Origin of the sequence: Streptomyces sp. NPDC093984 (genome assembly GCF_044764595.1) — a bacterium.
Taxonomy (GTDB): Bacteria; Actinomycetota; Actinomycetes; order Streptomycetales; family Streptomycetaceae; genus Streptomyces; species Streptomyces cynarae.
Genome location: NZ_JBIWIM010000001.1, coordinates 1,051,385 through 1,074,813, shown reverse-complemented (window position 1 = coordinate 1,074,813; position 23,429 = coordinate 1,051,385). Strand labels below are relative to the sequence as shown.

Genomic DNA, 23,429 nt, shown 5'->3' with positions numbered 1-23,429 from the left:
CCGGTCAGGGCCGCACCAGCAGCTGGAAGTCGAAGGAGTAGCGCGAGGCGCGGTAGATGTGGGTGCCGTACTCGACGGCGCGGCCGGTGTCGTCGTACGCCGTGCGCTGCATGGTCAGCAGGGCCGCGCCCTCCGGCTCGCCCAGCCGCTCCGCCTCCTCTGCCGTGGCGCAGCGGGCGCCGACGGTCTGCCGGGCGCTGTGCAGGGTGATGCCGACGCCCCGCAGCATCCGGTACAGGCCCGTGGCCTGGAGCCGGTCGGTGTCGAGGTCCAGCAGGCCCGTCGGCACGTAGTTGGACAGGAACGCCATCGGCTCTCCGTGGGCGAGGCGCAGGCGCTCCAGATGGTGCACCTCGCCGCCCTCGGCGATCCCCAGCGCGGCCGCGACCTCGGCGGACGCCCGCACCACCTCGTTGCGCAGCACCTGGGTCGCCGGCTTCTGCCCCGCGGACTCCAGGTCGTCGTAGAGACTGCTCAGCTCCAGGGGGCGCTTGACCTGGCTGTGCACCACCTGCGTGCCCACGCCCCGGCGGCGGACCAGCAGGCCCTTGTCGACCAGCGACTGGATGGCCTGGCGCACCGTGGGCCGCGACAGGCCGAGCCGCCCGGCGAGCTCGATCTCGTTGCCCAGCAGGCTGCCCGGGCCCAGCACGCCGTGCTCGATCGCCGCCTCCAGCTGTTGCGCCAGCTGGTAGTAGAGGGGCACCGGGCTGCTGCGGTCGAGGGCGAAATCGAGGGCGCCGGGTGCGGAAGTGGTCACGGTGGGAGAATATGCCGCCGACTGGTTGACCGGAACACTTGTCATCATCTTGTCCTGACAATCAGGGAGAGTGCGGCCGGTGCGGGAGGCCACACGCCCCCTCCCGCACCGGCCGCCGCTCTCATCAGGAGTTGCTGGGGAACCCGAGGTTGATGCCGCCGTCGGCCGGGTCCGGCCAGCGCGTGGTGATCACCTTGCCCTGGGTGTAGAAGGCGACGCCGTCGTTGCCGTAGATGTGCAGGTCACCGAAGAGCGAGTCCTTCCAGCCACCGAAGGAGTGGTAACCGACGGGCACCGGGATCGGCACGTTGACGCCGACCATGCCCGCCTGCACCTCCAGCTGGAAGCGGCGGGCCGCGCCGCCGTCCCGGGTGAAGATCGCGGTGCCGTTGCCCCAGCGGGAGCTGTTGATCAGCTTGATCGCGTCGTCGTACGTCTCCGCGCGCACCACGCACAGGACCGGGCCGAAGATCTCGTCCTTGTACGCGTCCGCCGTCACCGGCACCTTGTCCAGCAGCGAGACACCGATGAAGAAGCCGTTCTCGTGGCCCTCGACCGAATAGCCCGTGCCGTCGACCACGACCTCGGCGCCCTGCTCCGCCGCGCTCGTCACGTACGACGCCACGTTGTCGCGGTGCTCGCGCGTGATCAGCGGTCCCATCTCCGAGGCCGGGTCGTTTCCGGGGCCGATGCGGAGGTTCTTCGCACGCTCGGCGATCTTCGCCACCAGCTCGTCACCGGTGTCGCCCACCGCCACGACGACGGACACGGCCATGCAGCGCTCGCCCGCCGAACCGTACGCCGCGTTGATCGCCTGGTCGGCGGCGAAGTCCAGGTCCGCGTCCGGGAGGACCAGCATGTGGTTCTTGGCGCCACCGAGGGCCTGCACGCGCTTGTCGTGCTCGACCGCCTTGAGCTGGATGTACTTGGCGATCGGGGTGGAGCCGACGAACGAGACCGCGGCGACGTCCGGGTGCTCCAGGAGCCGGTCGACGGCCACCTTGTCGCCCTGGACGATGTTGAACACCCCGTCCGGCAGGCCCGCCTCGGCGAGCAGCTCGGCGAGGCGGTAGGAGGCCGACGGGTCCTTCTCGCTCGGCTTGAGCACGAAGGTGTTGCCGGTCGCGATGGCGATCGGGAACATCCACATCGGGACCATCGCCGGGAAGTTGAACGGCGTGATGCCGGCGACCACGCCGAGCGGCTGGCGGATCGAGGCGACGTCGACCCGGGTGGAGACCTGGGTGGACAGCTCGCCCTTCAGCTTCTCGGAGATGCCGCAGGCCAGCTCCACGACCTCCAGGCCGCGTGCGACCTCGCCGAGCGCGTCGGAGTGGACCTTGCCGTGCTCCGCGGTGATCAGCTCGGCGATCTCGTCGCGGTGCGCGTCCAGCAGCTCGCGGAACTTGAAGAGGATCGCCGTGCGCTTGGCGAGCGAGCTCTGTCCCCAGCTTTCGAACGCGGCCTTGGCGGTGGCGACCGCGGCGTCGACCTCGTCGACCGTGGCGAACGCGATCTGCTTCTCCTGGGCGCCGGTGGCCGGGTTGTAGACCGGGCCGAAGCGGCCCGAGGTGCCCTCGACGGGCTTGCCGCCGATCCAGTGGGTGATGGTCTTCATGGCGCGGTGTGGGACCTTTCGTTCAGCGGGGGAGTCAGAGGTGGCGTCGGCGGTCGGCGGCGTGCCGGTCGTAGCGCTCGCGGGCGGACACGGCGGCCTCGCGGGTGGCGACCTCGGCGACGGGCACGTCCCACCAGGCCTCGGCGGGCGGAGCGGTCGGCGTCGGGTCGGTCTCGACGTACACGCAGGTCGGCCGGTCGGAGGCGCGCGCCGCGGCCAGCGCGTCGCGCAGTTCCCGTACGGTCTTGGCGCGCAGCACGTCCATGCCGAGGCTGGCGGCGTTGGCGGCCAGGTCCACCGGGAGCGGGGCCCCGGTGAAAGTGCCGTCGGCGGCCCGGTAGCGGTAGGCGGTGCCGAACCGCTCACCGCCGGTCTCCTCCGACAGGCCGCCGATGGAGGCGTAGCCGTGGTTCTGGATCAGGACCAGGTTGACCGGCAGGCCCTCCTGGACGGCGGTCACGATCTCCGTCGGCATCATCAGGTAGGTGCCGTCGCCGACCAGCGACCACACCGGTGTACCGGGCGCGGCCTGCTGGACGCCGATGCCGGCCGGGATCTCGTAGCCCATGCAGGAGTAGCCGTACTCCAGGTGGTACTGGCGCGGCGAACGGGCCCGCCACAGCTTGTGCAGGTCCCCGGGGAGCGAGCCGGCCGCGTTGATCACCACGTCGTCGTCGCCCACGACCGCGTCCAGGGCACCGAGGACCTGGGTCTGGGTCGGCACGGAGTTCTCGTCGCCGGCGCGGTAGGCGGCCTCGACGACCTGCTCCCAGCGCTCCTTGCCCGCCCGGTACTCGGCCTCGTACGCCTCGCTCACCCGATGGCCGGCCAGGCCCTCGGCGAGCGCGGAGAGGCCCGCCCGGGCGTCCGCGACCACGGTGAGGGCCGAGAGCTTGTGGGCGTCGAAGGCCGTGATGTTGAGGTTCACGAACCGCACACCGGGGTTCTGGAACAGGGTGTTCGACGCGGTGGTGAAGTCGCTGTAGCGGGTGCCGACGCCGATGACCAGATCGGCGGTGCGGGCGATGTCGTCGCAGACCGCCGTGCCGGTGTGGCCGATCCCGCCCAGGTCGGCGGGGTGGTCGTGGCGCAGTGAGCCCTTGCCGGCCTGGGTGGAGGCGACCGGGATGCCGGTCGCGTCGACCAGCGCCTTGAGGGCTTCCTCGGCCTCGCTGTGGTGGACGCCGCCGCCCGCCACGATCAGCGGCCGCTCGGCTTCGCGAATCGCGCGCACCGCCTCCGCCAGCTCCAACGGGTCGGGGGCCGGACGGCGTACGTGCCAGACGCGCTCGGCGAAGAACTCCTCCGGCCAGTCGAAGCCTTCCGCCTGCACGTCCTGCGGCATGGCCAGGGTGACCGCGCCGGTCTCCGCCGGGTCGGCGAGGACGCGCATGGCGTTCAGCGCGGACGGGATCAGCATCTCCGGGCGGGTGATCCGGTCGAAGTAGCGGGAGACCGGGCGCAGCGTGTCGTTGACCGACACATCGGCCTCCACCGGGTGCTCCAGCTGCTGGAGCAGCGGGTCGGCGGCGCGCGTGGCGAAGTAGTCGCCGGGCAGCAGCAGCACCGGCAGGCGGTTGATCGTGGCCAGCGCGGCGCCGGTGACCAGGTTGGTGGCGCCCGGGCCGATGGAGGTGGTGACCGCCTGTGCGGAGAGCCGGTTCCGCTGGCGGGCGTAGCCGACGGCGGCGTGCACCATGGCCTGCTCGTTGCGGCCCTGGTGGAAGGGCATGGTGCCCTCGCCGGCCTCGAGCAGCGCCTGGCCGATGCCGGCGACGTTGCCGTGGCCGAAGATGCCCCAGGTGCCGGCGATCAGGCGGTGGCGTACGCCGTCGCGCTCGGTGTACTGCGCGGACAGGAACCGCACCAGCGCCTGGGCGACGGTCAGACGGCGGGTAGTGCTGCTCATCAGGGCTTCTCCGGTGCCGTGTAGAGGGGGAGACGGGGGTCGGCCGGCTGGGCCGGCCAGGTGTCGCGGATCCACGCGTGGTCGGGGTGGTCGCAGATCAGCCAGGCGCGGTCGGGGTCGGGGCCCGCCATGACGTTGAGGTAGTACATGTCGTGGCCGGGCACGGCCATGGACGGTCCGTGCCAGCCGTCCGGGATGAGCACGACGTCACCGTCGCGCACCTCCGCCAGCACGTCCGTGCCGGTGCCGTGGCCGGAGGGGGAGACCCGCTGGTAGCCGAGTCCGGGGGTGCCCTCGTGGGCCGCGAACTCGAAGTAGTAGATCTCCTCCAGCTCCGACTCCTCGCCGGGCCGGTGCTCGTCGTGCTTGTGCGGCGGGAAGGACGACCAGTTGCCGCCCGGCGTGATCACCTCGACGGCGATGAGCTTGTCGCACTCGAAGACGCCGGCGGCCCCGAAGTTGTTGACCTGGCGGGAGCAGTTGCCGGTGCCGCGCAGCTCGACCGGGACGGCCGAGGCGGGCCCGTAGCGGGCGGGCAGCCGGCGCTCGCAGCGGGCGCCGGTGAGCGCGAAGCGGCCGCCGTCGCGGGAGGCGATCGCGACCTGTGCGTCGCGCGGCACGTACGCGAAGTCGCTGACGCCGCTGAAGACGCTCTCGCGGCCGTGCAGGCGAAACGTGTCACCGCCGACGGCGACGGTGCAGGAGCCCGACAGCGGGAGCACGATCCACTCGCTGTCGCCGGTGTCGAAGGAGTGCCAGCCGCCGGACGGCAGTTCGAGCACCTTCAGGCTGGAGTAGCCCCAGCCGGCCGACTCGGGGGTGACGTCGACCGCGTAGGCGCCGGTTGCGGCTTTGCCCGCGGGGAGGTGGTTCGCGGTGGTCATGGTGCCCTTCTTCGTGGCTTCGGGACGTTCATGGCGTCGTGGCGTTCGGGGCGGGGGCTCGGGGCGGTGTCACAGCAGTCCGACCGCGGTGTCCACCGCGGTCTCCACGCTGCCCTCCGCGGGGTACAGCAGGGACCGGCCGACGACCATCCCCTGCACGGTGGGCAGGCGCAGCGCCTTGCGCCACTTCTCGTAGGCGCCCTCCTGGTCCTTGCCGACCTCGCCGCCGAGGAGCACCGCGGGCAGCGTGGAGGCCTCCAGCGCCTCGGCCATGTCGTCGATGTCGTCGGTGACGGGCAGTTTCAGCCAGGTGTAGGCGGAGGTGCCGCCGAGACCGGAGGCGATGGCGATGGACCGGGTCACGGCCTGGCCGCTCAGGTCGTTGCGCACGCGGCCGTCGACACGGCGGGATATGAACGGTTCGATGAACAGCGGCAGCCGGCGCGCCGCCATGTCGTCCACGGCCCTCGCCGTGGACTCCAGGGTCTTCAGCGAGCCCGGGTCGTCGTAGTCGATGCGCAGCAGCAGCTTGCCCGCGTCGAAGCGGAGCCGTTCGATGTCCTCGGCGCGGTGCCCGGTGAAGCGGTCGTCCATCTCGAAGGACGCGCCCGCGAGACCGCCGCGGTTCATGGAGCCCATGACGACCTTGTCGTCCAGGACGCCGAGGAGCAGCAGGTCCTCCAGGATGTCCGCGGTGGCCAGCACCCCGTCCACGCCGGGCCGGGACAGCGCGACGCACAGGCGCTCCAGCAGGTCCGCGCGGTTGGCCATGGCCAGGTGGTGATCGCCGACGCCGAGGGCGCCACGGGCCGGGTGGTCGGCCGCCACGATCATGAGGCGGCCGCTGTCGCCGATCAGCGGGCGGCGGACACGGCGGGCGGCGGCCTCGGCGATGGCCTCCGGGTGCCGGGCGCGCACCGTGGCGAGGTCGGGGATGCTGATGCTCAAGACAGGCTCCGTTCAGGGGTGGCGGCCGTGGGGCCGCGTGCGAGAGGCCTCGAGGCGGCGGTCAGCCGCGGGCGACGAGGTCGGCGACCTCCGACTCGGTCGGCATCGCGGAGGAGCAGGCGAGGCGGGAGGCGACGAGCGCACCGGCCGCGTTGGCGTACCGCATGGTCTTCTCCAGCGGCCAGCCTGCGAGCAGTCCGTGGCACAGGGAGCCGCCGAAGGCGTCCCCGGCGCCGAGCCCGTTGACGACCTCCACCGGCACGGGAGGCACCTCGGCCGTCGTCCCGTCGCGGTGCACGGCGAGCACGCCCTTGGGGCCCTGCTTGACGACCGCGAGCTCCACACCGGCCTCCAGCAGCGCCTCGGCGCAGGCGCGCGGCTCGCGTACGCCGGTGGCGATCTCGCACTCGTCGAGGTTGCCGACGGCCACGGTGGCGTGGCGCAGCGCTTCGCGGTAGTACGGGCGGGCGGTGTCGGGGTCGTGCCAGAACATGGGGCGCCAGTCCAGGTCGAACACCGTGATGCCGGCCTTGTCACGGGCCTTGAGGGCGGCGAGCGTGGCCGAGCGGCTGGGCTCCTCGCTCAGGCCGGTACCGGTGATCCAGAAGATCCGGGCCGAGCGGATGGCGAAGAAGTCCAGCTCGTCGGTGTGGATCTCCAGGTCGGGAGCCTTGGGGCGGCGGTAGAAGTACAGGGGGAAGTCGTCCGGCGGGAAGATCTCGCAGAACGTGATCGGGGTCGGGTAGGCGTCCACCGGCGTGACGAACCGGTCGTCGACGCCGAACTCCTTCAGCTGCTGGTGCAGATAGGTGCCGAAGGGGTCGTTCCCGGTCCGGGTGATCACCGCCGTGTTGCGGCCGAGACGCGCCGCGGCCACCGCCACGTTCGCCGCCGAGCCGCCGAGGAACTTTCCGAAGGTCTCGACCCGGGGGAGCGGCACACCGGTCTGCAGCGGGTAGAGATCGACCCCGATGCGGCCCATGGTGATGAGATCGAAATGTTCGGCGGGCTCAGGCATGTGCGACGCTCCTCATGCGGGGGATGCGGGCGACCGGGCGCCGGGAAGGCGGGCATCCGGCGCCGGATGCCTCACAGGTGTAGGCCGCACGAGGAGTCCCTGTCAAGGCTTTGTACTTACATTCGGACCTGCTTCTGAAATGATGTCTTAACAAAGTATTGACAGGTGGGTGCGACAGGGGTTTGTATCCCGTGCCAGCGAAACCGCCGGTTCACCGGCAGACGACCCGGACGTCCGTCCGGGCCCCGAGGGGGGTCCCGTGCGGCGCCGTCCCTCCCCTTCCCCCGGTCGCACAGTGAGGTGCAGGTAAAGATGGACCGCACGTTTCACCCTCGCCGCTCCAGCAGAGTCGCCCCCGTACTCGCGCTGGCCGCCGCCTCCGCGCTGCTCGTCGCCGGCTGCTCCAGCAGCTCGGGCGGGAAGAAGGCGGAGGACGCGAGTTCGAACGTCTCCGCCGGCAAGGCCAGCACTCCCCGTATGACGGTAGCGCTGGTGACCCACCAGGCGCCGGGCGACACCTTCTGGGACATCGTCCGCAAGGGAGCCGAGGCGGCGGCGGCCAAGGACAACATCAAGCTCGTCTACTCCAGCGACCCCAACGCGGGCAACCAGGCCAACCTGGTGCAGAACGCGATCGACCAGAAGGTCGACGGCATCGCCGTCACCCTCGCCAAGCCGGACGCGATGAAGGACGTCATCGGCAAGGCCACCCAGGCGAAGATACCCGTGGTCGGCCTGAACTCCGGTCTGAGCGACTGGAAGAAGCTCGGCCTGATGGAGTTCTTCGGGCAGGACGAGACGGTGGCGGGTGAGGCGTTCGGCAAGCGGCTCAACGAGCTCGGCGCCAAGAACACCGTGTGCGTGATCCAGGAGCAGGGGAACGTCGGCCTCACCCAGCGCTGCGACGGACTGAAGAAGACGTTCACCGGCAAGACGCAGATCCTGTATGTCAACGGCACCGACATGCCGTCCGTGAAGTCGACGATCAGTGCGAAGCTCAAGCAGGACAGCTCCATCGACTACGTGGCCACGCTGGGCGCGCCGTACGCACTGACCGCGGTGCAGTCGGTCTCCGACGCCGGCAGCAAGGCGAAGGTCGCCACGTTCGACCTGAACAAGGACCTGACCAACGCCATCAAGAAGGGCGACATCCAGTTCGCCGTCGACCAGCAGCCCTACCTGCAGGGCTACCTGGCGATCGACTCCCTGTGGCTGTACAAGAACAACGGCAACTACAGCGGCGGCGGTGAGCAGCCGGTGTTGACCGGCCCGGCCTTCGTCGACAAGTCCAACGTCGACACCATCGCGACGTTCGCCGCCAACGGCACGAGGTGATCCCATGACTCAGCAGGCTGTGCCGGCGGTGACCTCACCGCCGGCCTCCGGCCCCAAGGAACGCGACGGCCGGACCGTGCAGCGCTCCCTCGTGGTGCGGCTGCTCGCCCGGCCGGAGGTCGGCGTCTTCCTCGGCGCCGTCGCCGTGTTCGTCTTCTTCTTCGCCATGGCCCCCACGTTCCGCTCGGGCAGCGCCATGGCCACCGTGCTCTACCAGTCGTCCACCATCGGGATCATGGCGCTGCCCGTGGCCCTGCTGATGATCGGCGGCGAGTTCGACCTGTCGGCCGGTGTCGCGGTGATCACCTCGGCGCTGACCGCGAGCATGGTCAGCTTCCAGCTGACGATGAACGTCTGGGTCGGCGTGGTCGTCGCCCTCGTGGTCTCGCTCGGGATCGGCGCCTTCAACGGCTGGATGATGGTGCGCACCGGACTGCCCAGCTTCCTGGTCACCCTCGGCACCTTCCTCGGCCTGCAGGGCATCAACCTGGCCGTCACCAAGCTGGTCACCGGCAACGTGGCGACCGACGACATCAGCGACATGGACGGCTTCGACCAGGCCAAGGCGGTCTTCTCGTCGAGCTTCACCATCGGCGGCGTCCAGTTCAAGATCACCGTCCTGTGGTGGCTGTTCTTCGCGGCCCTGGCGACCTGGGTGCTGCTGCGCACCAAGTACGGCAACTGGATCTTCGCGGTCGGCGGCAACAAGGACAGCGCGCGGGCCGTCGGTGTGCCGGTGAAGTTCACCAAGATCTCGCTGTTCATGCTGGTCGGCTTCGGTGCCTGGTTCGTCGGCATGCACCAGCTGTTCGCCTTCAACACCGTCCAGTCGGGCGAGGGCGTCGGCCAGGAGCTGATCTACATCGCCGCGGCGGTCATCGGCGGCTGCCTGCTCACCGGCGGCTACGGTTCGGCGATCGGTCCCGTCTTCGGTGCCTTCATGTTCGGCATGGTCAGCCAGGGCATCGTCTACGCCGGCTGGAACCCCGACTGGTTCAAGGCCTTCCTCGGCGTGATGCTCCTCGGCGCCACGCTCATCAATCTGTGGGTCCAGAAGTCCGCGACCCGGAGGTGACCACCATGACGACCGCTGACCTCGACCAGAACAACGGCACGGCCACCCCGGCGGACCGGGCGCCCATCGTGGAACTGCGCGGCGCCGGCAAGGCGTACGGCAACATCCGGGCCCTGCACGGCGTCGACCTCGCCGTCCACCCCGGCAGGGTCACCTGCGTCCTCGGCGACAACGGCGCCGGCAAGTCCACCCTCATCAAGATCATCTCCGGGCTGCACCAGCACACCGAGGGCGAGTTCCTCGTCGACGGCGAGCCGGTGAGGTTCACCACCCCGCGTGACGCCCTCGACAAGGGCATCGCCACCGTCTACCAGGACCTCGCGACCGTGCCGCTGATGCCGGTGTGGCGCAACTTCTTCCTCGGCTCCGAGATGACCAAGGGCCCCTGGCCCTTCCGCCGCCTCGACATCGCCCGGATGAAGAAGACCGCGGACGAAGAGCTGCGGAACATGGGCATCGTCCTGGACGACCTCGAGCAGCCCATCGGCACCCTGTCCGGCGGCCAGCGCCAGTGCGTCGCCATCGCCCGCGCCGTCTACTTCGGCGCCCGCGTCCTCATCCTGGACGAGCCCACCGCCGCACTCGGCGTCAAGCAGTCCGGCGTGGTGCTGAAGTACGTCGCCGCCGCCCGCGACCGCGGTCTCGGCGTCATCTTCATCACCCACAACCCGCACCACGCCTACATGGTCGGCGACCACTTCAGCGTGCTGCGCCTGGGCACCCTCGAACTCTCCGCCTCGCGCAGCGAGGTCAGCCTCGAGGAACTCACCAACCACATGGCCGGTGGCGCCGAACTGGCCGCGCTCAAGCACGAGCTGGCGCAGGTCAGCGGCGTCGACGTCGAGGGGCTCCCGGAAGCGGAGGACCTCCAGGCACCTGTGGCGGCATCACCCGAAGGGAACTCCTGACATGACCACTGTCCCCTCCCTGGACCGCATCCGGGTGGGCTCCGCCCCGGACTCCTGGGGCGTCTGGTTCCCCGACGACCCGCAGCAGGTGCCCTGGGAACGCTTCCTGGACGAGGTGGCCGAGGCCGGCTACTCCTGGATCGAGCTCGGCCCCTACGGCTACCTGCCGACCGACCCGGCGCGGCTCACCGACGAGGTGAACAAGCGGGACCTGAAGGTGTCGGCCGGCACGGTCTTCACCTCCCTGCACCGCGGACCGTCCGTGTGGGAGTCCACCTGGGAGCACGTCAGCCAGGTCGCGGCCCTCACCCAGGCCATGGGCGCGAAGCACCTCGTGGTCATCCCCTCCTTCTGGCGGGACGACAAGACCGCCGAGATCCTCGAGCCCTCCGAGCTCACCGCCGAACAGTGGGCGCACCTGACCAAGGGCATGGAGCGGCTCGGCCACGAGGTCAAGGAGACGTACGGCCTGGACATCGTCGTCCACCCGCACGCCGACACCCACATCGACACCGAGGACCACGTCGAGCGCTTCCTCGACTCCACCGACTCCGACCTCGTCAACCTCTGCCTGGACACCGGGCACTACGCCTACTGCGGCGGCGACAGCGTCAAGCTGATCGAGACCTACGGCGAGCGCATCGGCTATCTGCACCTCAAGCAGGTCGACCCGGAGATCCTCGCCGACGTCGTCGCGGGCGGGGTGCCGTTCGGGCCCGCCGTGCAGCGCGGCGTGATGTGCGAGCCCCCGGCCGGCGTGCCCGCGCTGGAGCCGGTCCTGGCGGCAGCGCAGGGCCTGGGCGTCGACCTGTTCGCCATCGTCGAGCAGGACATGTACCCCTGCGAGCCGGACAAGCCGCTGCCCATCGCCGTCCGCACCCGCAAGTTCCTCCGCTCCTGCGGCGCCTGACCCCCGAAGGGACCAGCAAGACCATGACTCAGCGTGGAACGCTCGGAGTCGCCGTCATCGGGACGGGCAGGATGGGCGCCGACCATGTGCGCCGCATCGACGAGGTGATCAGCGGGGCGCGGGTGGCCGCCGTCGTGGACGTCGACGCGGAGCGCGCCAAGTCCGTCGCCGCCGGCGTCGAGGGCTGCACCGCCTACACCGAACCGGCCGCCGCGATGGCCGCCGCCGACGTCGACGCCGTACTGATCGCCTCACCCGGCCCCGCCCACGAGGCCGCACTGCTCACCGCCTTCGAGCACGACCTGCCGGTGCTGTGCGAGAAGCCCCTCACCCCGGACGCCGCCTCCGCGCTGCGCGTCCTTCAGGCCGAGCAGAAGCTGGGCCACCGGCGCGTCCAGGTCGGCTTCATGCGGCGCTACGACGCCGAGTACATCAAGCTCAAGTCGCTGCTGGACAGCGGCCAGCTGGGCCGGCCGCTGATGCTGCACAACCGGCACCGCAACGCGGGCAGCCCGCCCGGCTTCACCGAGGCGATGCTCATCAACGACTCCGTCGTGCACGAGATGGACGTCACCCGCTGGCTGCTCGGCCAGGAGATCACGGCGGTGACGGTGCTGCGCCCGACACCGTCGGGCAACGCGCCTGACGGGCTGTCCGACCCGCAGTTCGTCGTCTTCGAGACCGACGGCGGCGCGCTCGTCGACGTGGAGATCTTCGTCAACTGCGGCTTCGGCTACCAGGTGCAGGCCGAGGTGGTCTGCGAGTCGGGCACCGCCCGGATCGGCGACGGGCACGCCATGGTCACCAACATGGCGGGCCGCTGGGGCGGCACCATCGCCCCGGACTTCGTGGAGCGCTTCGCCGAGGCCTACGACCGCGAGGTGCAGGCCTGGGTCGACGCCACCCGGCGCGGCGAGGTCACCGGCCCGAGCGTCTGGGACGGCTACGCGGCGGCGGCGGTCTGCGAGGCGGGCGTGCGCGCGCAGGCGGAGGGACGGCGCGTCGAAGTCGAACTGATCGAGCGCCCGGCGCTCTACCGCTGAGCGGCCGGGCGTCGCCGGATCGTCAAGTCGGCGCGTGACCGGTCGGAGGACCGGTCACGCGCCGTTGATCCGATCGGTCAACCGGCCTTGGCGCAGATCGCGTAGACGGAGGCCGTGTAGTGCGGCTCGTAGCCGCCGTTCAGGAACCCGACGGTCCAGCCGACGGGCGTGGTGCCGGAGAGAATCGGGTTGGAGTGCAGCTCCGAACCATACGATTGGGCGGTGGTGCCGGGCAGGTACCAGCCGCCCCCGGTGGCGACCTCCCCGTCCGGGCAGGTGGCGTCGACGTCGACCATGTCCAGGGACCCGACGTCCTTCGACACGGTGACCACGTGCACGCCCGCCAGGCCGGGGGCTCCGGCGGGTCCCTGCGGACCTGTGGGTCCGGCCGCTCCGGCCGGACCCTGCGGCCCGGTGTCTCCCCGCTGGCCGGCCGGTCCCGCCGGCCCCTGCTCTCCGGTGTCCCCCTTCGGTCCGGCGGGCCCCTGCTCGCCCTTCTGCGCCCAGGTGACGGACTGCTCGTCGGGCCGGCAGGCGGAGCCCCCCTCGACGAGGCGCAGGTGACCGCTCGAGTTCACGCATCCCTGAATCGTGCCGTCTGCAGCGATGTACGACTGCTGCTCGTCGGTGGCCAACGCGAAGCCCGCGGACGTCACCACGAGCACGACGGCGGCGGCAGCGGCCGCTGTAACGGCACGGCGAATGAATGTCACTAGTCCCCCCAGGACCCTCAGCCCATCGGCCGGATCATCCCGGCCGAGCTTCACAACTATCGCACTGGCAACACACATTGACGACGTGTATGTGAAAGAGGGGCCGATCGCCCTGATCCGGGCGAGGTCGTGGTTCGACACGCCGAGTGGACAGAGGCGGGACGCGCCGGGCGCCCGCCGCGAGCCACGCCTCGGTCACCCCCGGCAGCAGGCCGCCCGCGCATGACGGCCGCTGTCCCTGGAGGTGCCGAACGGCTGAGACGGCCGTCTCGCCTTCGTGGCCCCCTTGCTCCGCGACGCGTAACGTGACGGAGCATGAAGATCCTCATCAGCGCCGACATGGAGGGCGCCACCGGTGTGACCTGGCCGGCCGACGTGATGCCCGGGACGCCGCAGTGGGAGCGGTGCCGGGCGATGTTCACCTCCGACGTGAACGCCGCCGTGCTCGGCTTCCTCGACGGCGGTGCCGACGAGGTGCTGATCAACGAGGCCCACTCGACCATGCGCAATCTGCTCCTCGAACAGCTGGATGAGAGGGCGCAGATGCTCACCGGACGGCACAAGTCGCTGTCCATGGTGGAGGGCGTGCAGCACGGCGACGTGGACGGTGTCGCGTTCGTCGGCTACCACGCGGGGGCAGGGATGGAGGGCGTGCTCGCCCACACCTACCTCGCCAACTCCATCACGGGGGTCTGGCTCAATGACGTCCGCGCCAGCGAGGGCCTGCTGAACGCGCACGTCGTCGCCGAGTACGGCGTGCCCGTCGTCCTCGTCACCGGCGACGACGTGGCCTGCGAGGACGCGCTCGGGTACGCGCCCGAGGCGCGCAAGGTGGCCGTCAAGGACCATGTGTCACGGTACGCGGCGGTGTGCCGCACCCCGGCCAGGACCGCCGCCGACATCCGCGCGGCGGCCAAGGAAGCCGCGTCCCTGGCGGTGCGTCACGAGCCGGTGGCAAGAGGTCCGTTCACCATCGCGTTGGAGTTCGACGCCGAGCATCTGGCGATGGCCGCCACCGTCGTACCGGGAGTGGACCGCATCGGCGAGCGGAAGGTGGCGTACACGAGCGTGACCATGTACGAGGGGATCCGGACGTTCAAGGCGGTCACCACGATCGTCTCGGCCGCGGTGGAGGAACAGTATGGCTGACCGGCAGGCACTCGACGAGGTCGTGCGGTTCACGTCCGACCTCATCCGCATCGACACCACCAACCGCGGCGGCGGCGACTGCCGTGAGCGGCCCGCCGCCGAGTACGCGGCCGAACGCCTGGCCGAGGCCGGCCTAAAGCCCGTGCTCCTGGAGCGCACCCCGGGCCGGACGAACGTCGTCGCGCGTATCGAGGGCACCGACCCCTCCGCCGACGCCCTGCTCGTCCACGGCCATCTCGACGTGGTGCCCGCCGAGGCGGCGGACTGGAGCGTGCACCCGTTCTCCGGCGAGGTGCGCGACGGCGTCGTGTGGGGCCGGGGCGCGGTCGACATGAAGAACATGGACGCGATGATCCTCGCCGTCGTACGGCACTGGGCGCGCTCGGGCACCAGGCCCCGCCGCGACCTCGTCATCGCCTTCACCGCCGACGAGGAGGCCAGCGCCGAGGACGGCTCCGGATTCCTCGCGCACCGGCACGCGGACCTCTTCGAGGGATGCACCGAAGGCGTCAGCGAGTCGGGGGCGTTCACCTTCCACGACGGCGACGGACGGCAGATCTACCCGATCGCGGCCGGTGAGCGCGGCACCGGATGGCTGAAGCTGACCGCGCGCGGCCGGGCGGGCCACGGCTCCAAGGTCAACCGCAGCAACGCGGTCACCAGGCTCGCCGCCGCGGTGACCCGCATCGGCGCCCACGAATGGCCGCTCCGGCTCACCCCCACCGTGCGCGCCGCGCTCACCGAACTCGCCGCCCTGTACGGGCTCGAGGCCGACCTCGACGACGTGGACGGCCTGCTGAAGAAGCTCGGCCCGGCCGCCGCGCTCGTCGAGGCGACCGTCCGCAACAGCACCAACCCGACCATGCTGAGCGCCGGTTACAAGATCAACGTGATCCCGGGCGAGGCCGTCGCCCACGTCGACGGACGCTACCTGCACGGCACCGAGGACGAGTTCCGTACGACACTGGACGAACTCACCGGGCCGGACGTGGACTGGGAGTTCCACCACCGGGAGGTCGCCCTCCAGGCGCCCGTGGACTCGCCGACGTTCGCGCGGATGCGGGCCGCCGTCGAGGAGTTCGCGCCCGAAGGACACGTGGTGCCCTACTGCATGTCGGGCGGCACGGACGCCAAGCAGTTCTCCCGCCTCGGCATCACCGGCTACGGGTTCACGCCGCTGAAGCTCCCCGAGGGCTACGACTACCAGGCGATGTTCCACGGCGTCGACGAACGCGTGCCCGTAGAGGCGCTGCACTTCGGCGTCCGCGTCCTCGACCGCTTTCTGCGCACGGCCTAGGGAGGGACAAGGCGGATGGTGCGGACCCTGCCGTACGGGGCATGGCCCTCGCCCGTCGACGCGGCGCTCGCCGCGGCGCACGGCGGGCAGCCGGAGGCGGTCGGCTTCGTGGGCGAGGAGGCGTGGTGGACCGAACCCCGCCCCGCCGAGGGCGGCCGGCGCACCCTGGTCAGGCGCACGGCGGCCGGCCTGGAGGTGTCGGTCCTGCCCCCGCCGTGGAACGTGCGCAGCCGGGTCATGGAGTACGGCGGCCGGCCCTGGGCCGCAGCGATGCGCCCCGAGGGGCCGCTGGTGGTGTTCGTGCACTTCGCGGACCAGCGGCTGTACGCCTACGAGCCCGCGGCGCCGGGCAGCCGGCCGCGCCCGCTCACCCCGCTGTCACCGGTGGGCGGCGGACTGCGCTGGGTCGACCCCCGGCTGCACCTGGAACGTGGTGAAGTGTGGTGTGTCCTGGAGGAGTTCACCGGAGACGCACCCACGGACGTGCGGCGGCTGCCGGCCGCCGTTCCGCTGGACGGCTCGGCGGCCGAGGACCGGGACGCCGTCCGCGAACTCACCGACGCGCGCCACCGGTTCGTCACCGGCCCCCGTCTCTCGCCGGACGGGCGCCGCGCGGCCTGGCTCGCCTGGGACCATCCGCGCATGCCGTGGGACGGCACCGAGCTGCTCGTCGCCGAGGTCACCGGCGAGGGAACGCTGCGGGAGCCGCGTACGGTCGCCGGCGGCCCCGAGGAGTCGATCGCCCAGGCCGAGTGGGCGCCCGACGGCTCCCTGCTGTACGTGAGTGACCGCACCGGCTGGTGGAACCTCTACCGGGACGGAACGCCGCTGTGCCCCCGAGAGGAGGAGTTCGGCGGGCCGCTGTGGAAGGTGGGACTGCAGTGGTTCGCTCCCCTGGACGACGGCACCATCGCAGTGGTGCACGGCAGGGGAGCGGGCCGGCTCGGGATCCTCGACCCGGTCGGCGGCGAGGTCGTCGACGTGGCCGGACCCTGGACCGAGTTCGCCGCCACGCTCGCCGTGCACGGCAGCCGCGTCGTCGCCGTCGGCGCCGGCCCCCGCACCGCGCACGAGGTCGTCGAACTCGACACCGCCACCGGCCACGCCCGCGTGATCGGCGCCGCGCACGAGGACCCCGTCGACCCCGCCTACTACCCCGAGCCCCGGATCCGTACCTTCACCGGACCCGGAGGCCGCGAGATCCACGCGCACATCCATCCGCCACGCCACCCCGAGTGCGTCGCGCCCGAGGGCGCACCGCCGCCGTACGTCGTCTGGGCGCACGGCGGCCCCACCAGCCGCGCCCCCCTCGTCCTCGATCTGGAGATCACCTACTTCACCTCGCGCGGCATCGGCGTCGCCGAGGTGAACTACGGCGGCTCCACCGGCTACGGACGCGCGTACCGCGACCGCCTGCGCGGACAGTGGGGCGTCGTCGACGTCGAGGACTGCGCGGCCGTCGCGCTCGCCCTGGCCGACGAGGGCACCGCCGACCGCGACCGGCTCGCCGTGCGCGGCGGCAGCGCCGGCGGCTGGACGGCGGCCGCGTCCCTGACGTCGACCGACGTGTACGCCTGCGGCACGATCGTCTACCCGGTCCTGGACCTGGCGAGCTGGGGCTCGGGGGAGACCCACGACTTCGAGTCGCGGTACCTGGAGACACTGGTCGGACCGTATGCCGAGGTGCCCGGCCGGTACGCCGAGCGGTCGCCCGTGGAGCACGCCGACCGGATCACCGTCCCCTTCCTGCTGCTGCAGGGGCTCGATGACCCGATCTGCCCGCCCGCGCAGTGCGAGCGGTTCCTGGCCCGGCTCCGGGGCCGGCGGATCCCGCACGCCTACCTCGCCTTCGAGGGCGAGGGGCACGGCTTCCGGCGGGCTGAGACCATGGTGCGTGCCCTGGAGGCCGAGCTGTCCCTGTACGCGCAGGTCTTCGGGCTGAACCCGCCCGGCATCCCCACCCTGGAGCTCACCGAGTGACCCACCTGATCAGGCCGCCCAGACTCGCCCCCGGCGCCCGCGTCGCCGTCGTCGCGCCCAGCGGACCCGTCATCGAGGAGCGGCTCGCCGCCGGTCTCGACATCCTGCGCGGCTGGGACCTCGATCCGGTCGTGGCCCCGCACGTGCTCGACCGGCACCCCGAGTTCCCCTACCTCGCGGGTACGGACGCCGACCGGGCCGCCGACTTCCAGGCCGCCTGGTGCGACCCGGAGGTGTCCGCGGTGCTGTGCGCCCGCGGCGGGTACGGGGCGCAGCGCATGATGGACCTGCTCGACTGGGACGCGCTGCGCGCCGCCGGGCCCAAGGTGCTGGTCGGCTTCAGCGACATCACGGCGCTGCACGAGGCGTTCGCGGCCCGCCTCGGCCTGGTCACGCTGCACGGGCCGATGGTGGCGGCCGCCGACTTCCTCAAGAACACGCGGACGCAGGACCACCTGCGGGCCACCCTCTTCGAGCCGGAGTCCGTGACGACCATCACCTCCTCCGGCACCGCGCTCGTGCCCGGCCGCGCCCGGGGCGTCACCTCCGGCGGATGCCTCGCCCTGATCGCGGCCGAACTGGGCACGCCACACGCCCGCTCCGGCGAGACGGGCGGGCTGCTGCTGCTCGAGGACATCGGCGAGGAGGCCTACCGCGTGGACCGGCTCCTCACCCAGCTCCTGCGCTCGGGCCGGCTCGAGGGGGTCACCGGGATCGCCCTCGGCTCCTGGGAGGAGTGCGGCCCGTACGAGCTGTTGCGCGCCGTCCTCACCGACCGGCTCGGCGGGCTCGGGATACCGGTCGTGGAGCGGTTCGGGTTCGGCCACGGCGAGGGAGCCCTGACCATGCCGCTCGGCGTCGCCGCGGAACTGGACGCGGACACCGGGACGCTGACGCTGGAGGTCCCGGCGCTGGCGTGACGGGACTCAACGCTCGGGTCACCCGTCCGCTCCACCCGGCGGGCGGCGCCGCGCCGTGCCGTCCATCCTGGGCCCATGAACCCGAAGACCTCCCGCGAGGCCACGACGAGCGGCGCGACACGCCGGGGGCGGCAGGGCCTCACGCCGCGCAGGGTCGCCGTCCTGGTGCTGGCCGCGCTCGTACTGGTCTTCGTCTTCGAGAACACCCAGCACACCCGGATCCGGCTGCTCGTGCCCCTGGTGACCATGCCGCTGTGGCTGGCGCTGCTCGGCACGGGGCTGATCGGGGCGCTGTGCGGGGCCCTTCTCGTCAGCCGACGCGGGTGACCGCGGATCACGTACGGTGTCGCCGTGTCCGATCCCCGTGAATACCTCGCCGAGGGCCCCCGCGTGGGCATACGCCCCTTCACCCACGACGACGCGGCGGAGTTCACCGCCCGGGCGCGGGAGAGCAGGGAGCTGCACCACCCGTGGCTGTTCCCGCCGACCACTCCCGAGGAGTACGCCGCCTACGCGGGGCGGCTGATCGACGACCCGACGAGGGCGGGGTTCCTGGTGTGCGAGAGGGACACCGGGGCGATCGCCGGGTTCATCAACATCAACAACATCGTCCGGGGCGGCTTCCAGAGCGGGGCGCTCGGCTACGGCGCCTTCGCGCACGCCGCCGGGCGCGGGCTGATGACGGAGGCGCTGAACCTCGTGGTGCGGTACGCGCTCGGGCCGCTGGGGCTGCACCGGCTGGAGATCAACGCGCAGCCCCTCAACACCGGATCGATCGGCCTGGCCCGACGCTGTGGCTTCCGCTTGGAGGGCTTCTCACCCGACATGATCTTCGTCGACGGGGCCTGGCGGGACCACGAGCGCTGGGCCATCACCGCGGAGATGCTCCGCACCTGAGCGGTACCTGCGCGGTACCTGAGCGGTGATGGCCCCCCACGCGGCCCTCAATCGGCCCCCGTGCGGCCCCTGTACGGCCGTCCTCGGCCGCGCGCGGTGCGCCGTCAGTCCGCCGACCGTACGGTGGGCGCGGCGAGGCTCACCGGCCCGCTGCGCCTGCCGCTCTTGCAGGCGTCGTGGCAGTCCTTCTCCAGGCTGCAGCACAGCGAGCAGACCGCGCCGGAGTGGAACGGGCAGCCCGCCATGTCGGGGCGCTCGAAGGTGTCCGCGCACACCGAGCAGGTCAGCGTCGCCGCCGAGGGCAGCCCCCGCTCGTCCAGCAGCGGCTCGTCGAGGGCGTCGACGCGGGCGATGTAGTACCGGCCCCTGGTCGCCACCGCGAACAGCGGCGAGAGCACCATGGCCAGGAACAGGGCGATGAACGGCGAGTACGCCTTGCCGTACGGGCCGAACGCCTCGAAGTACGCGGCGATGGACACCGCCGAGGCGATCAGCATCGAGCCGAAGCCGACCGGGTTGAAGTTGTACAGGTGCGCCCGCTTGAACTCGATGTACGACGGGCTGAGCCCCAGCGGCTTGTTGATCACCAGGTCGGCCACGACAGCGCCGATCCACGCGATGGCGACGTTCGAGTAGAAGCCCAGCACCGTGTTGAGGAACCCGAACACGCCGCCCTCCATCAGTGCGAGCGCGACACCGACGTTGAGGAAGATGTAGACGACGCGCCCGGGGTGACGGTGGGTCAGCCGGGAGAAGAAGTTCGACCAGGACAGCGAACCGGAGTACGCGTTCGTCGAGTTGATCTTGATCTGGGAGAGGATCACGAAGAACGTCGCCAGCCCCAGGGCGACCGGCGCCGCGAACGTCCTGAACCCGTGCACGTACTGCTGGATGGGCTCGTTCGCCTTCGCGAGCCCCACGCTGCCGGCGATGTAGAAGGCCAGGAACGCCCCGCCGATCTGCTTCGCCGCGCCCAGCACCACCCAGCCCGGACCGGCTGACAGCACCGCGCCCCACCACTGCCTGGCGTTCTCGGGCGTCTTGTCCGGCATGAAGCGCAGATAGTCGACCTGCTCACCGATCTGCGCGATCAGCGACAGCGCCACGCCGGCGCCAGCGCCCACTCCCAGCATGCTGATGCTCGACCCGGTGGGCGAGTTGCCCGCGAAGTGGGTGAACTGCGAGAACTTCCCCGGCTCCTGGATCGCGATGGACACGAACGGCGCGACCATCAGCACCAGCCAGATCGGCTGGGTCCACACCTGCATCTTCGACAGCGCGGTCATGCCGTAGACCACCAACGGCAGGATGATCAGGGAGCAGATGACGTAGCCGATCGCGAGCGGTATGTGCAGGCCGAGTTCGAGGGCCTGCGCCATGATCGAGCCCTCGAGGGCGAAGAAGATGAAGGTGAAGCTGGCGTAGATGACCGAGGTCAGGGTCGAGCCCAGATAGCCGAAACCGGCGCCCCGGGTCAGCAGATCCATGTCGATGGAGTACTTCGCCGAGTAGTACGAGACCGGGATGCCGGTGAGGAAGATGACCACCGCCGCCGCCAGGATCGCCACCATGGCGCTGGAGAAGCCGTTGGAGATCGCGATCGACCCGCCGATGGCGAAGTCCGCGAGGTAGGCGATGCCGCCCAGGGCCGTGGTGGCCACCACGTACGGCGTCCAGCGGCGGAAGGACTTCGGCGCGTACCGCAGCGAGTAGTCCTCGAGCGTGTCGTTCCGCGTCCAGCCGTTGTACGTCCGGCTCGTGGTGTCCGGCGGCGTCTGCCTGTCGACGATGTCCGTCATGAACCTTCCCTCTTCCGCGAGCTCGCGTCACCTCCCCGACGAGCGGGGCAGTGCTGTTGCTGTTGCACGGAAGAGTCCCGCCGCGTTGTTTCCCGGCCGTTTCGATGGCTTTACGACGGTGGAGTGCGTCATTCCGCCTGGCGGCGGTCCACGTACTCGTACACCGAACCGTCCGGATGCACGGCGATCAGGTTGCGGCCGACCGGGGTCGGCACCGGGCCGGCGATGATACGCGCGCCGAGGTCGCTCAGCACCCGGTGGGCCTCCTCGACGTCCTCCACCGCGATCGTCGCCGCCACCTTGCGCAGGATCTCCAGTTCGGACTCGGGCCCGCTCATCAGCAGGAAGAAGCCGACCGCGGCCACCGAGACGCCGCCGCGTTCGAAGCGGAGCGCGCGGGTGCCCGTCAGTCTCTCGTAGAACGGGACCGAAGCCTCCAGGTCGTCGACGCAGATCCGCAGCGTGGCTCCCAGAATCTCCATGCGGACGAGCCTAGTTGCGGTCGGCCGGGCGGGAGATCGTTTCGCACCGATCCGCGCGTGCACCTGCCGTTACGCGTGCCCGGGCACGGGTACCCGGCGGACATGAACCGCTTGGATCACCTGGAACATCTGGACAAGCATCTGGTCGACGAGCTGGCGCAGGTGGCCCGGGAGGCCGTGCGCGACGAGCTGCGCGAGCAGACCCGCAAGCAGCGCCGCACGGCCGCGTTCTACGCGGCCTCGGGCGCCACCGGACTGTACGCGGGCGCCGGGGTGGCACTCGCCCTCGGTCTGGCGCTGGCCTTGGCCCTGCCCGGCTGGGCCGCCGCGCTGATCACGGCGGCGGTGCTCGGTGTGGCCGCCTTCCTGCTGCGCGGCGCCGCCCGCGCCGGCGGGCACGGAACCGGGGCGCACCACGCCGCCCACGGCCTCCGCACCACGCCGCCCGCCGCCCCGCAGAGCGGGCTCGGGACGCCGTACCCGCCGATGCCGCACACCCCGCCCACGCCGGGCGTCACCGATCCGGCCGCGCCGGGTACCGCGGGTCCTGGAGCGGACCCCCGGGCGCCGCAGCACCGGGCCCGGTGAGCCGCATGGCGAGGGCATGGTCGGGAGCCCTGCCGAAGCGCCGCAGGGCAGTCGTGGTGACCGGGGCCAGCGGCGGCGTGGGCCGCGCCACCGCCGTGGCCTTCGCCAAGCGGGGCGACCGGGTCGCTCTGCTCGCCCGGGGACGCGAGGGCCTCGCCGCGGCCGCGGACGAGGTGCGGCGCGCCGGGGGTGAGGCGCTCGTCGTCCCCGTCGACGTGTCGGACGCGCGGGCGGTCGAGGACGCGGCGGAGCAGGTCGTCGAGGAGTTCGGACGGATCGACGTCTGGGTCAACAACGCGTTCGCCGGTGTCTTCGCGCGGTTCACGGACGTCGCTCCGGACGAGTTCCGCCGGGTCACCGAAGTGACGTACTTGGGCTATGTGTTCGGCACCCGGGCCGCGCTGCGGCACATGCTGCCCGCGGACCACGGGACGATCGTCCAGGTCGGCTCCGCGCTGGCCTACCGGGGCATCCCGCTGCAGTCGGCGTACTGCGGGGCCAAACACGCGATCCAGGGCTTCAACGAGTCGCTGCGCTGCGAGCTGCTGCACGACGGCTCGAAGGTGCGCACGACGATGGTGCAGATGCCGGCGCTCAACACCCCGCAGTTCGACTGGGTGCTCAGCCGGATGCCGGGCCGGGCGCGGCCGGTGGCGCCGGTCTACCAGCCGGAGGTCGCCGCGCGCGCGATCGTCCATGCGGCGGGGCACCCGCGGCGCCGGGAGTACTGGGTGGGCGGGTCCACGGCGGCCACCCTTGTCGCCAACGCCGTGTTCCCGGGGCTGCTGGACCGCTACCTCGCCCGTACGGGGTTCGACTCGCAGCGCGACGAGGGCCAGCAGGGCACCGCGGGCAACCTGTGGTCGCCGGCGGACGGACCGCACGGCCACGACTACGGTGCCCACGGCCGATTCGACGCGGAGTCCCGTCCGGACAGCGTGGAGGAGTGGCTGTCCCGCAACCGGACGCGTATCGGCGCGGGGATCCTGGCCGGGGGCCTGGGTGCCGCGGTCACGGCGGCCGGCCTGCGCCGCCGTGGCTGAAACCGACGTACTGAGCAAGACGAAGACGACGGTGGGCGGGCCGGGTCACCAGACCCCGCCCCCCCACCCACCTCTCCCGGGGTCACACCCCGCAGCAGCGGCCGCACCATCCGGCGGTATGACGAGAAAAAACCCCCCTGGGACCGGGCCAAC

22 protein-coding genes are annotated in these 23,429 nt (G+C 71.4%); 13 read left to right on the top strand and 9 right to left on the bottom strand.

Annotated features, from left to right (window positions below):
• Positions 1-4: 4 nt before the first annotated feature.
• From ACIRC0_RS04850 to iolC, 6 genes are all read right to left on the bottom strand, one after another.
• A complete protein-coding gene (locus ACIRC0_RS04850) occupies positions 5-805 on the bottom strand; it encodes a GntR family transcriptional regulator (protein WP_403612710.1) in 801 nt (266 codons plus the stop codon).
• Between the two features lie 79 nt (positions 806-884).
• On the bottom strand, positions 885-2,378 hold the full coding sequence (locus tag ACIRC0_RS04845) for a CoA-acylating methylmalonate-semialdehyde dehydrogenase (RefSeq protein WP_403611262.1): 1,494 nt from the start codon (positions 2,376-2,378) through the stop codon (positions 885-887).
• A 34-nt stretch (positions 2,379-2,412) separates the two neighbouring features.
• Positions 2,413-4,287, bottom strand: coding sequence for a 3D-(3,5/4)-trihydroxycyclohexane-1,2-dione acylhydrolase (decyclizing) (iolD, locus tag ACIRC0_RS04840; RefSeq protein ID WP_403611259.1), 1,875 nt, complete (start codon positions 4,285-4,287; stop codon positions 2,413-2,415).
• Positions 4,287-5,171, bottom strand: coding sequence for a 5-deoxy-glucuronate isomerase (iolB, locus tag ACIRC0_RS04835; RefSeq protein WP_403611257.1), 885 nt, complete (start codon positions 5,169-5,171; stop codon positions 4,287-4,289). The genes iolD and iolB overlap by 1 nt, the downstream gene beginning before the upstream one ends.
• 69 nt (positions 5,172-5,240) lie before the next feature.
• Positions 5,241-6,119, bottom strand: a complete 879-nt coding sequence (locus ACIRC0_RS04830; protein WP_403611255.1) for a deoxyribose-phosphate aldolase — start codon at positions 6,117-6,119, stop codon at positions 5,241-5,243.
• 61 nt (positions 6,120-6,180) lie between these two features.
• Positions 6,181-7,137 carry a 5-dehydro-2-deoxygluconokinase gene (gene iolC / locus ACIRC0_RS04825; protein ID WP_403611253.1) on the bottom strand — a complete coding sequence of 319 codons (957 nt, stop codon included), beginning with the start codon at positions 7,135-7,137 and terminating at the stop codon, positions 6,181-6,183.
• Between the two features lie 312 nt (positions 7,138-7,449).
• Between iolC and ACIRC0_RS04820 the strand changes: the two genes are divergently transcribed.
• The 5 genes from ACIRC0_RS04820 to ACIRC0_RS04800 are packed head-to-tail and all read left to right on the top strand — an operon-like array spanning position 7,450 to position 12,408.
• Complete coding sequence (locus ACIRC0_RS04820; protein ID WP_403611250.1) at positions 7,450-8,472, top strand: sugar ABC transporter substrate-binding protein; 1,023 nt, start codon at positions 7,450-7,452, stop codon at positions 8,470-8,472.
• Between the two features lie 4 nt (positions 8,473-8,476).
• Positions 8,477-9,547, top strand: coding sequence for an ABC transporter permease (locus ACIRC0_RS04815; protein ID WP_403611248.1), 1,071 nt, complete (start codon positions 8,477-8,479; stop codon positions 9,545-9,547).
• Positions 9,548-9,552: 5 nt separating this feature from the next.
• Positions 9,553-10,455: an ATP-binding cassette domain-containing protein gene (locus tag ACIRC0_RS04810; protein WP_403611246.1), complete on the top strand. Its 903-nt coding sequence runs from the start codon at positions 9,553-9,555 to the stop codon at positions 10,453-10,455.
• A 1-nt stretch (position 10,456) separates the two neighbouring features.
• Positions 10,457-11,365, top strand: coding sequence for a sugar phosphate isomerase/epimerase family protein (locus tag ACIRC0_RS04805; RefSeq protein WP_403611243.1), 909 nt, complete (start codon positions 10,457-10,459; stop codon positions 11,363-11,365).
• 23 nt (positions 11,366-11,388) lie between these two features.
• Positions 11,389-12,408, top strand: a complete 1,020-nt coding sequence (locus ACIRC0_RS04800; RefSeq protein ID WP_403611240.1) for a Gfo/Idh/MocA family protein — start codon at positions 11,389-11,391, stop codon at positions 12,406-12,408.
• 77 nt (positions 12,409-12,485) lie between these two features.
• On the opposite strand, the gene ACIRC0_RS04795 is transcribed toward ACIRC0_RS04800, so the two are convergent.
• Positions 12,486-13,121 (bottom strand): hypothetical protein, encoded by a 636-nt coding sequence (locus ACIRC0_RS04795; RefSeq protein WP_403611238.1) that lies wholly within the window; start codon positions 13,119-13,121, stop codon positions 12,486-12,488.
• A 315-nt stretch (positions 13,122-13,436) separates the two neighbouring features.
• On the opposite strand from ACIRC0_RS04795, the gene ACIRC0_RS04790 reads away from it, so the two are divergent.
• The 6 genes from ACIRC0_RS04790 to ACIRC0_RS04765 all read left to right on the top strand — a co-directional run bounded on the left by ACIRC0_RS04790 (position 13,437) and on the right by ACIRC0_RS04765 (position 19,364).
• Complete coding sequence (locus tag ACIRC0_RS04790; protein WP_403611236.1) at positions 13,437-14,270, top strand: M55 family metallopeptidase; 834 nt, start codon at positions 13,437-13,439, stop codon at positions 14,268-14,270.
• Positions 14,263-15,567, top strand: coding sequence for a M20/M25/M40 family metallo-hydrolase (locus ACIRC0_RS04785; protein WP_403611233.1), 1,305 nt, complete (start codon positions 14,263-14,265; stop codon positions 15,565-15,567). The genes ACIRC0_RS04790 and ACIRC0_RS04785 overlap by 8 nt, the downstream gene beginning before the upstream one ends.
• Positions 15,568-15,582: 15 nt before the next feature.
• On the top strand, positions 15,583-17,547 hold the full coding sequence (locus tag ACIRC0_RS04780) for an LpqB family beta-propeller domain-containing protein (RefSeq protein WP_403611231.1): 1,965 nt from the start codon (positions 15,583-15,585) through the stop codon (positions 17,545-17,547).
• Positions 17,544-18,467 (top strand): LD-carboxypeptidase, encoded by a 924-nt coding sequence (locus tag ACIRC0_RS04775; RefSeq protein ID WP_403611228.1) that lies wholly within the window; start codon positions 17,544-17,546, stop codon positions 18,465-18,467. The genes ACIRC0_RS04780 and ACIRC0_RS04775 overlap by 4 nt, the downstream gene beginning before the upstream one ends.
• Positions 18,468-18,542: 75 nt before the next feature.
• Positions 18,543-18,794: a LapA family protein gene (locus tag ACIRC0_RS04770; RefSeq protein ID WP_403611225.1), complete on the top strand. Its 252-nt coding sequence runs from the start codon at positions 18,543-18,545 to the stop codon at positions 18,792-18,794.
• A gap of 24 nt (positions 18,795-18,818) precedes the next feature.
• Positions 18,819-19,364, top strand: a complete 546-nt coding sequence (locus tag ACIRC0_RS04765) for a GNAT family N-acetyltransferase (protein WP_403611222.1) — start codon at positions 18,819-18,821, stop codon at positions 19,362-19,364.
• A gap of 104 nt (positions 19,365-19,468) precedes the next feature.
• Here the strand turns inward: ACIRC0_RS04765 and ACIRC0_RS04760 are convergent, their stop codons facing one another.
• Both ACIRC0_RS04760 and ACIRC0_RS04755 read right to left on the bottom strand, forming a co-directional pair.
• Entirely contained in the window at positions 19,469-21,163 is a 1,695-nt protein-coding gene (locus tag ACIRC0_RS04760) for a purine-cytosine permease family protein (protein WP_403611220.1), read from the bottom strand.
• A gap of 128 nt (positions 21,164-21,291) precedes the next feature.
• A complete protein-coding gene (locus tag ACIRC0_RS04755) occupies positions 21,292-21,645 on the bottom strand; it encodes a VOC family protein (protein ID WP_403611218.1) in 354 nt (117 codons plus the stop codon).
• Between the two features lie 102 nt (positions 21,646-21,747).
• Here ACIRC0_RS04755 and ACIRC0_RS04750 point away from each other — a divergent pair, with 102 nt between their 5' ends.
• Positions 21,748-22,233, top strand: a complete 486-nt coding sequence (locus ACIRC0_RS04750) for a phage holin family protein (RefSeq protein WP_403611216.1) — start codon at positions 21,748-21,750, stop codon at positions 22,231-22,233.
• A 5-nt stretch (positions 22,234-22,238) separates the two neighbouring features.
• The gene (locus ACIRC0_RS04745) at positions 22,239-23,276 is read left to right on the top strand and encodes an SDR family oxidoreductase (protein WP_403611213.1); all 1,038 of its coding nucleotides are present in this window, start codon (positions 22,239-22,241) and stop codon (positions 23,274-23,276) included.
• The last annotated feature ends 153 nt before the right edge of the window (positions 23,277-23,429 follow it).

What these genes read in the sequence shown, in the direction of transcription:
- ACIRC0_RS04850 (WP_403612710.1), bottom strand. Translation starts at nt 805, where the DNA reads ATGACAAGTGTTCCGGTCAACCAGTCGGCGGCATATTCTCCCACCGTG.
- ACIRC0_RS04845 (WP_403611262.1), bottom strand. Translation starts at nt 2,378, where the DNA reads ATGAAGACCATCACCCACTGGATCGGCGGCAAGCCCGTCGAGGGCACC.
- iolD (WP_403611259.1), bottom strand. Translation starts at nt 4,287, where the DNA reads ATGAGCAGCACTACCCGCCGTCTGACCGTCGCCCAGGCGCTGGTGCGG.
- iolB (WP_403611257.1), bottom strand. Translation starts at nt 5,171, where the DNA reads ATGACCACCGCGAACCACCTCCCCGCGGGCAAAGCCGCAACCGGCGCC.
- iolC (WP_403611253.1), bottom strand. Translation starts at nt 7,137, where the DNA reads ATGCCTGAGCCCGCCGAACATTTCGATCTCATCACCATGGGCCGCATC.
- ACIRC0_RS04820 (WP_403611250.1), top strand. Translation starts at nt 7,450, where the DNA reads ATGGACCGCACGTTTCACCCTCGCCGCTCCAGCAGAGTCGCCCCCGTA.
- ACIRC0_RS04815 (WP_403611248.1), top strand. Translation starts at nt 8,477, where the DNA reads ATGACTCAGCAGGCTGTGCCGGCGGTGACCTCACCGCCGGCCTCCGGC.
- ACIRC0_RS04810 (WP_403611246.1), top strand. Translation starts at nt 9,553, where the DNA reads ATGACGACCGCTGACCTCGACCAGAACAACGGCACGGCCACCCCGGCG.
- ACIRC0_RS04805 (WP_403611243.1), top strand. Translation starts at nt 10,457, where the DNA reads ATGACCACTGTCCCCTCCCTGGACCGCATCCGGGTGGGCTCCGCCCCG.
- ACIRC0_RS04800 (WP_403611240.1), top strand. Translation starts at nt 11,389, where the DNA reads ATGACTCAGCGTGGAACGCTCGGAGTCGCCGTCATCGGGACGGGCAGG.
- ACIRC0_RS04790 (WP_403611236.1), top strand. Translation starts at nt 13,437, where the DNA reads ATGAAGATCCTCATCAGCGCCGACATGGAGGGCGCCACCGGTGTGACC.
- ACIRC0_RS04785 (WP_403611233.1), top strand. Translation starts at nt 14,263, where the DNA reads ATGGCTGACCGGCAGGCACTCGACGAGGTCGTGCGGTTCACGTCCGAC.
- ACIRC0_RS04780 (WP_403611231.1), top strand. Translation starts at nt 15,583, where the DNA reads ATGGTGCGGACCCTGCCGTACGGGGCATGGCCCTCGCCCGTCGACGCG.
- ACIRC0_RS04770 (WP_403611225.1), top strand. Translation starts at nt 18,543, where the DNA reads ATGAACCCGAAGACCTCCCGCGAGGCCACGACGAGCGGCGCGACACGC.
- ACIRC0_RS04760 (WP_403611220.1), bottom strand. Translation starts at nt 21,163, where the DNA reads ATGACGGACATCGTCGACAGGCAGACGCCGCCGGACACCACGAGCCGG.
- ACIRC0_RS04755 (WP_403611218.1), bottom strand. Translation starts at nt 21,645, where the DNA reads ATGGAGATTCTGGGAGCCACGCTGCGGATCTGCGTCGACGACCTGGAG.
- ACIRC0_RS04750 (WP_403611216.1), top strand. Translation starts at nt 21,748, where the DNA reads ATGAACCGCTTGGATCACCTGGAACATCTGGACAAGCATCTGGTCGAC.
- ACIRC0_RS04745 (WP_403611213.1), top strand. Translation starts at nt 22,239, where the DNA reads ATGGCGAGGGCATGGTCGGGAGCCCTGCCGAAGCGCCGCAGGGCAGTC.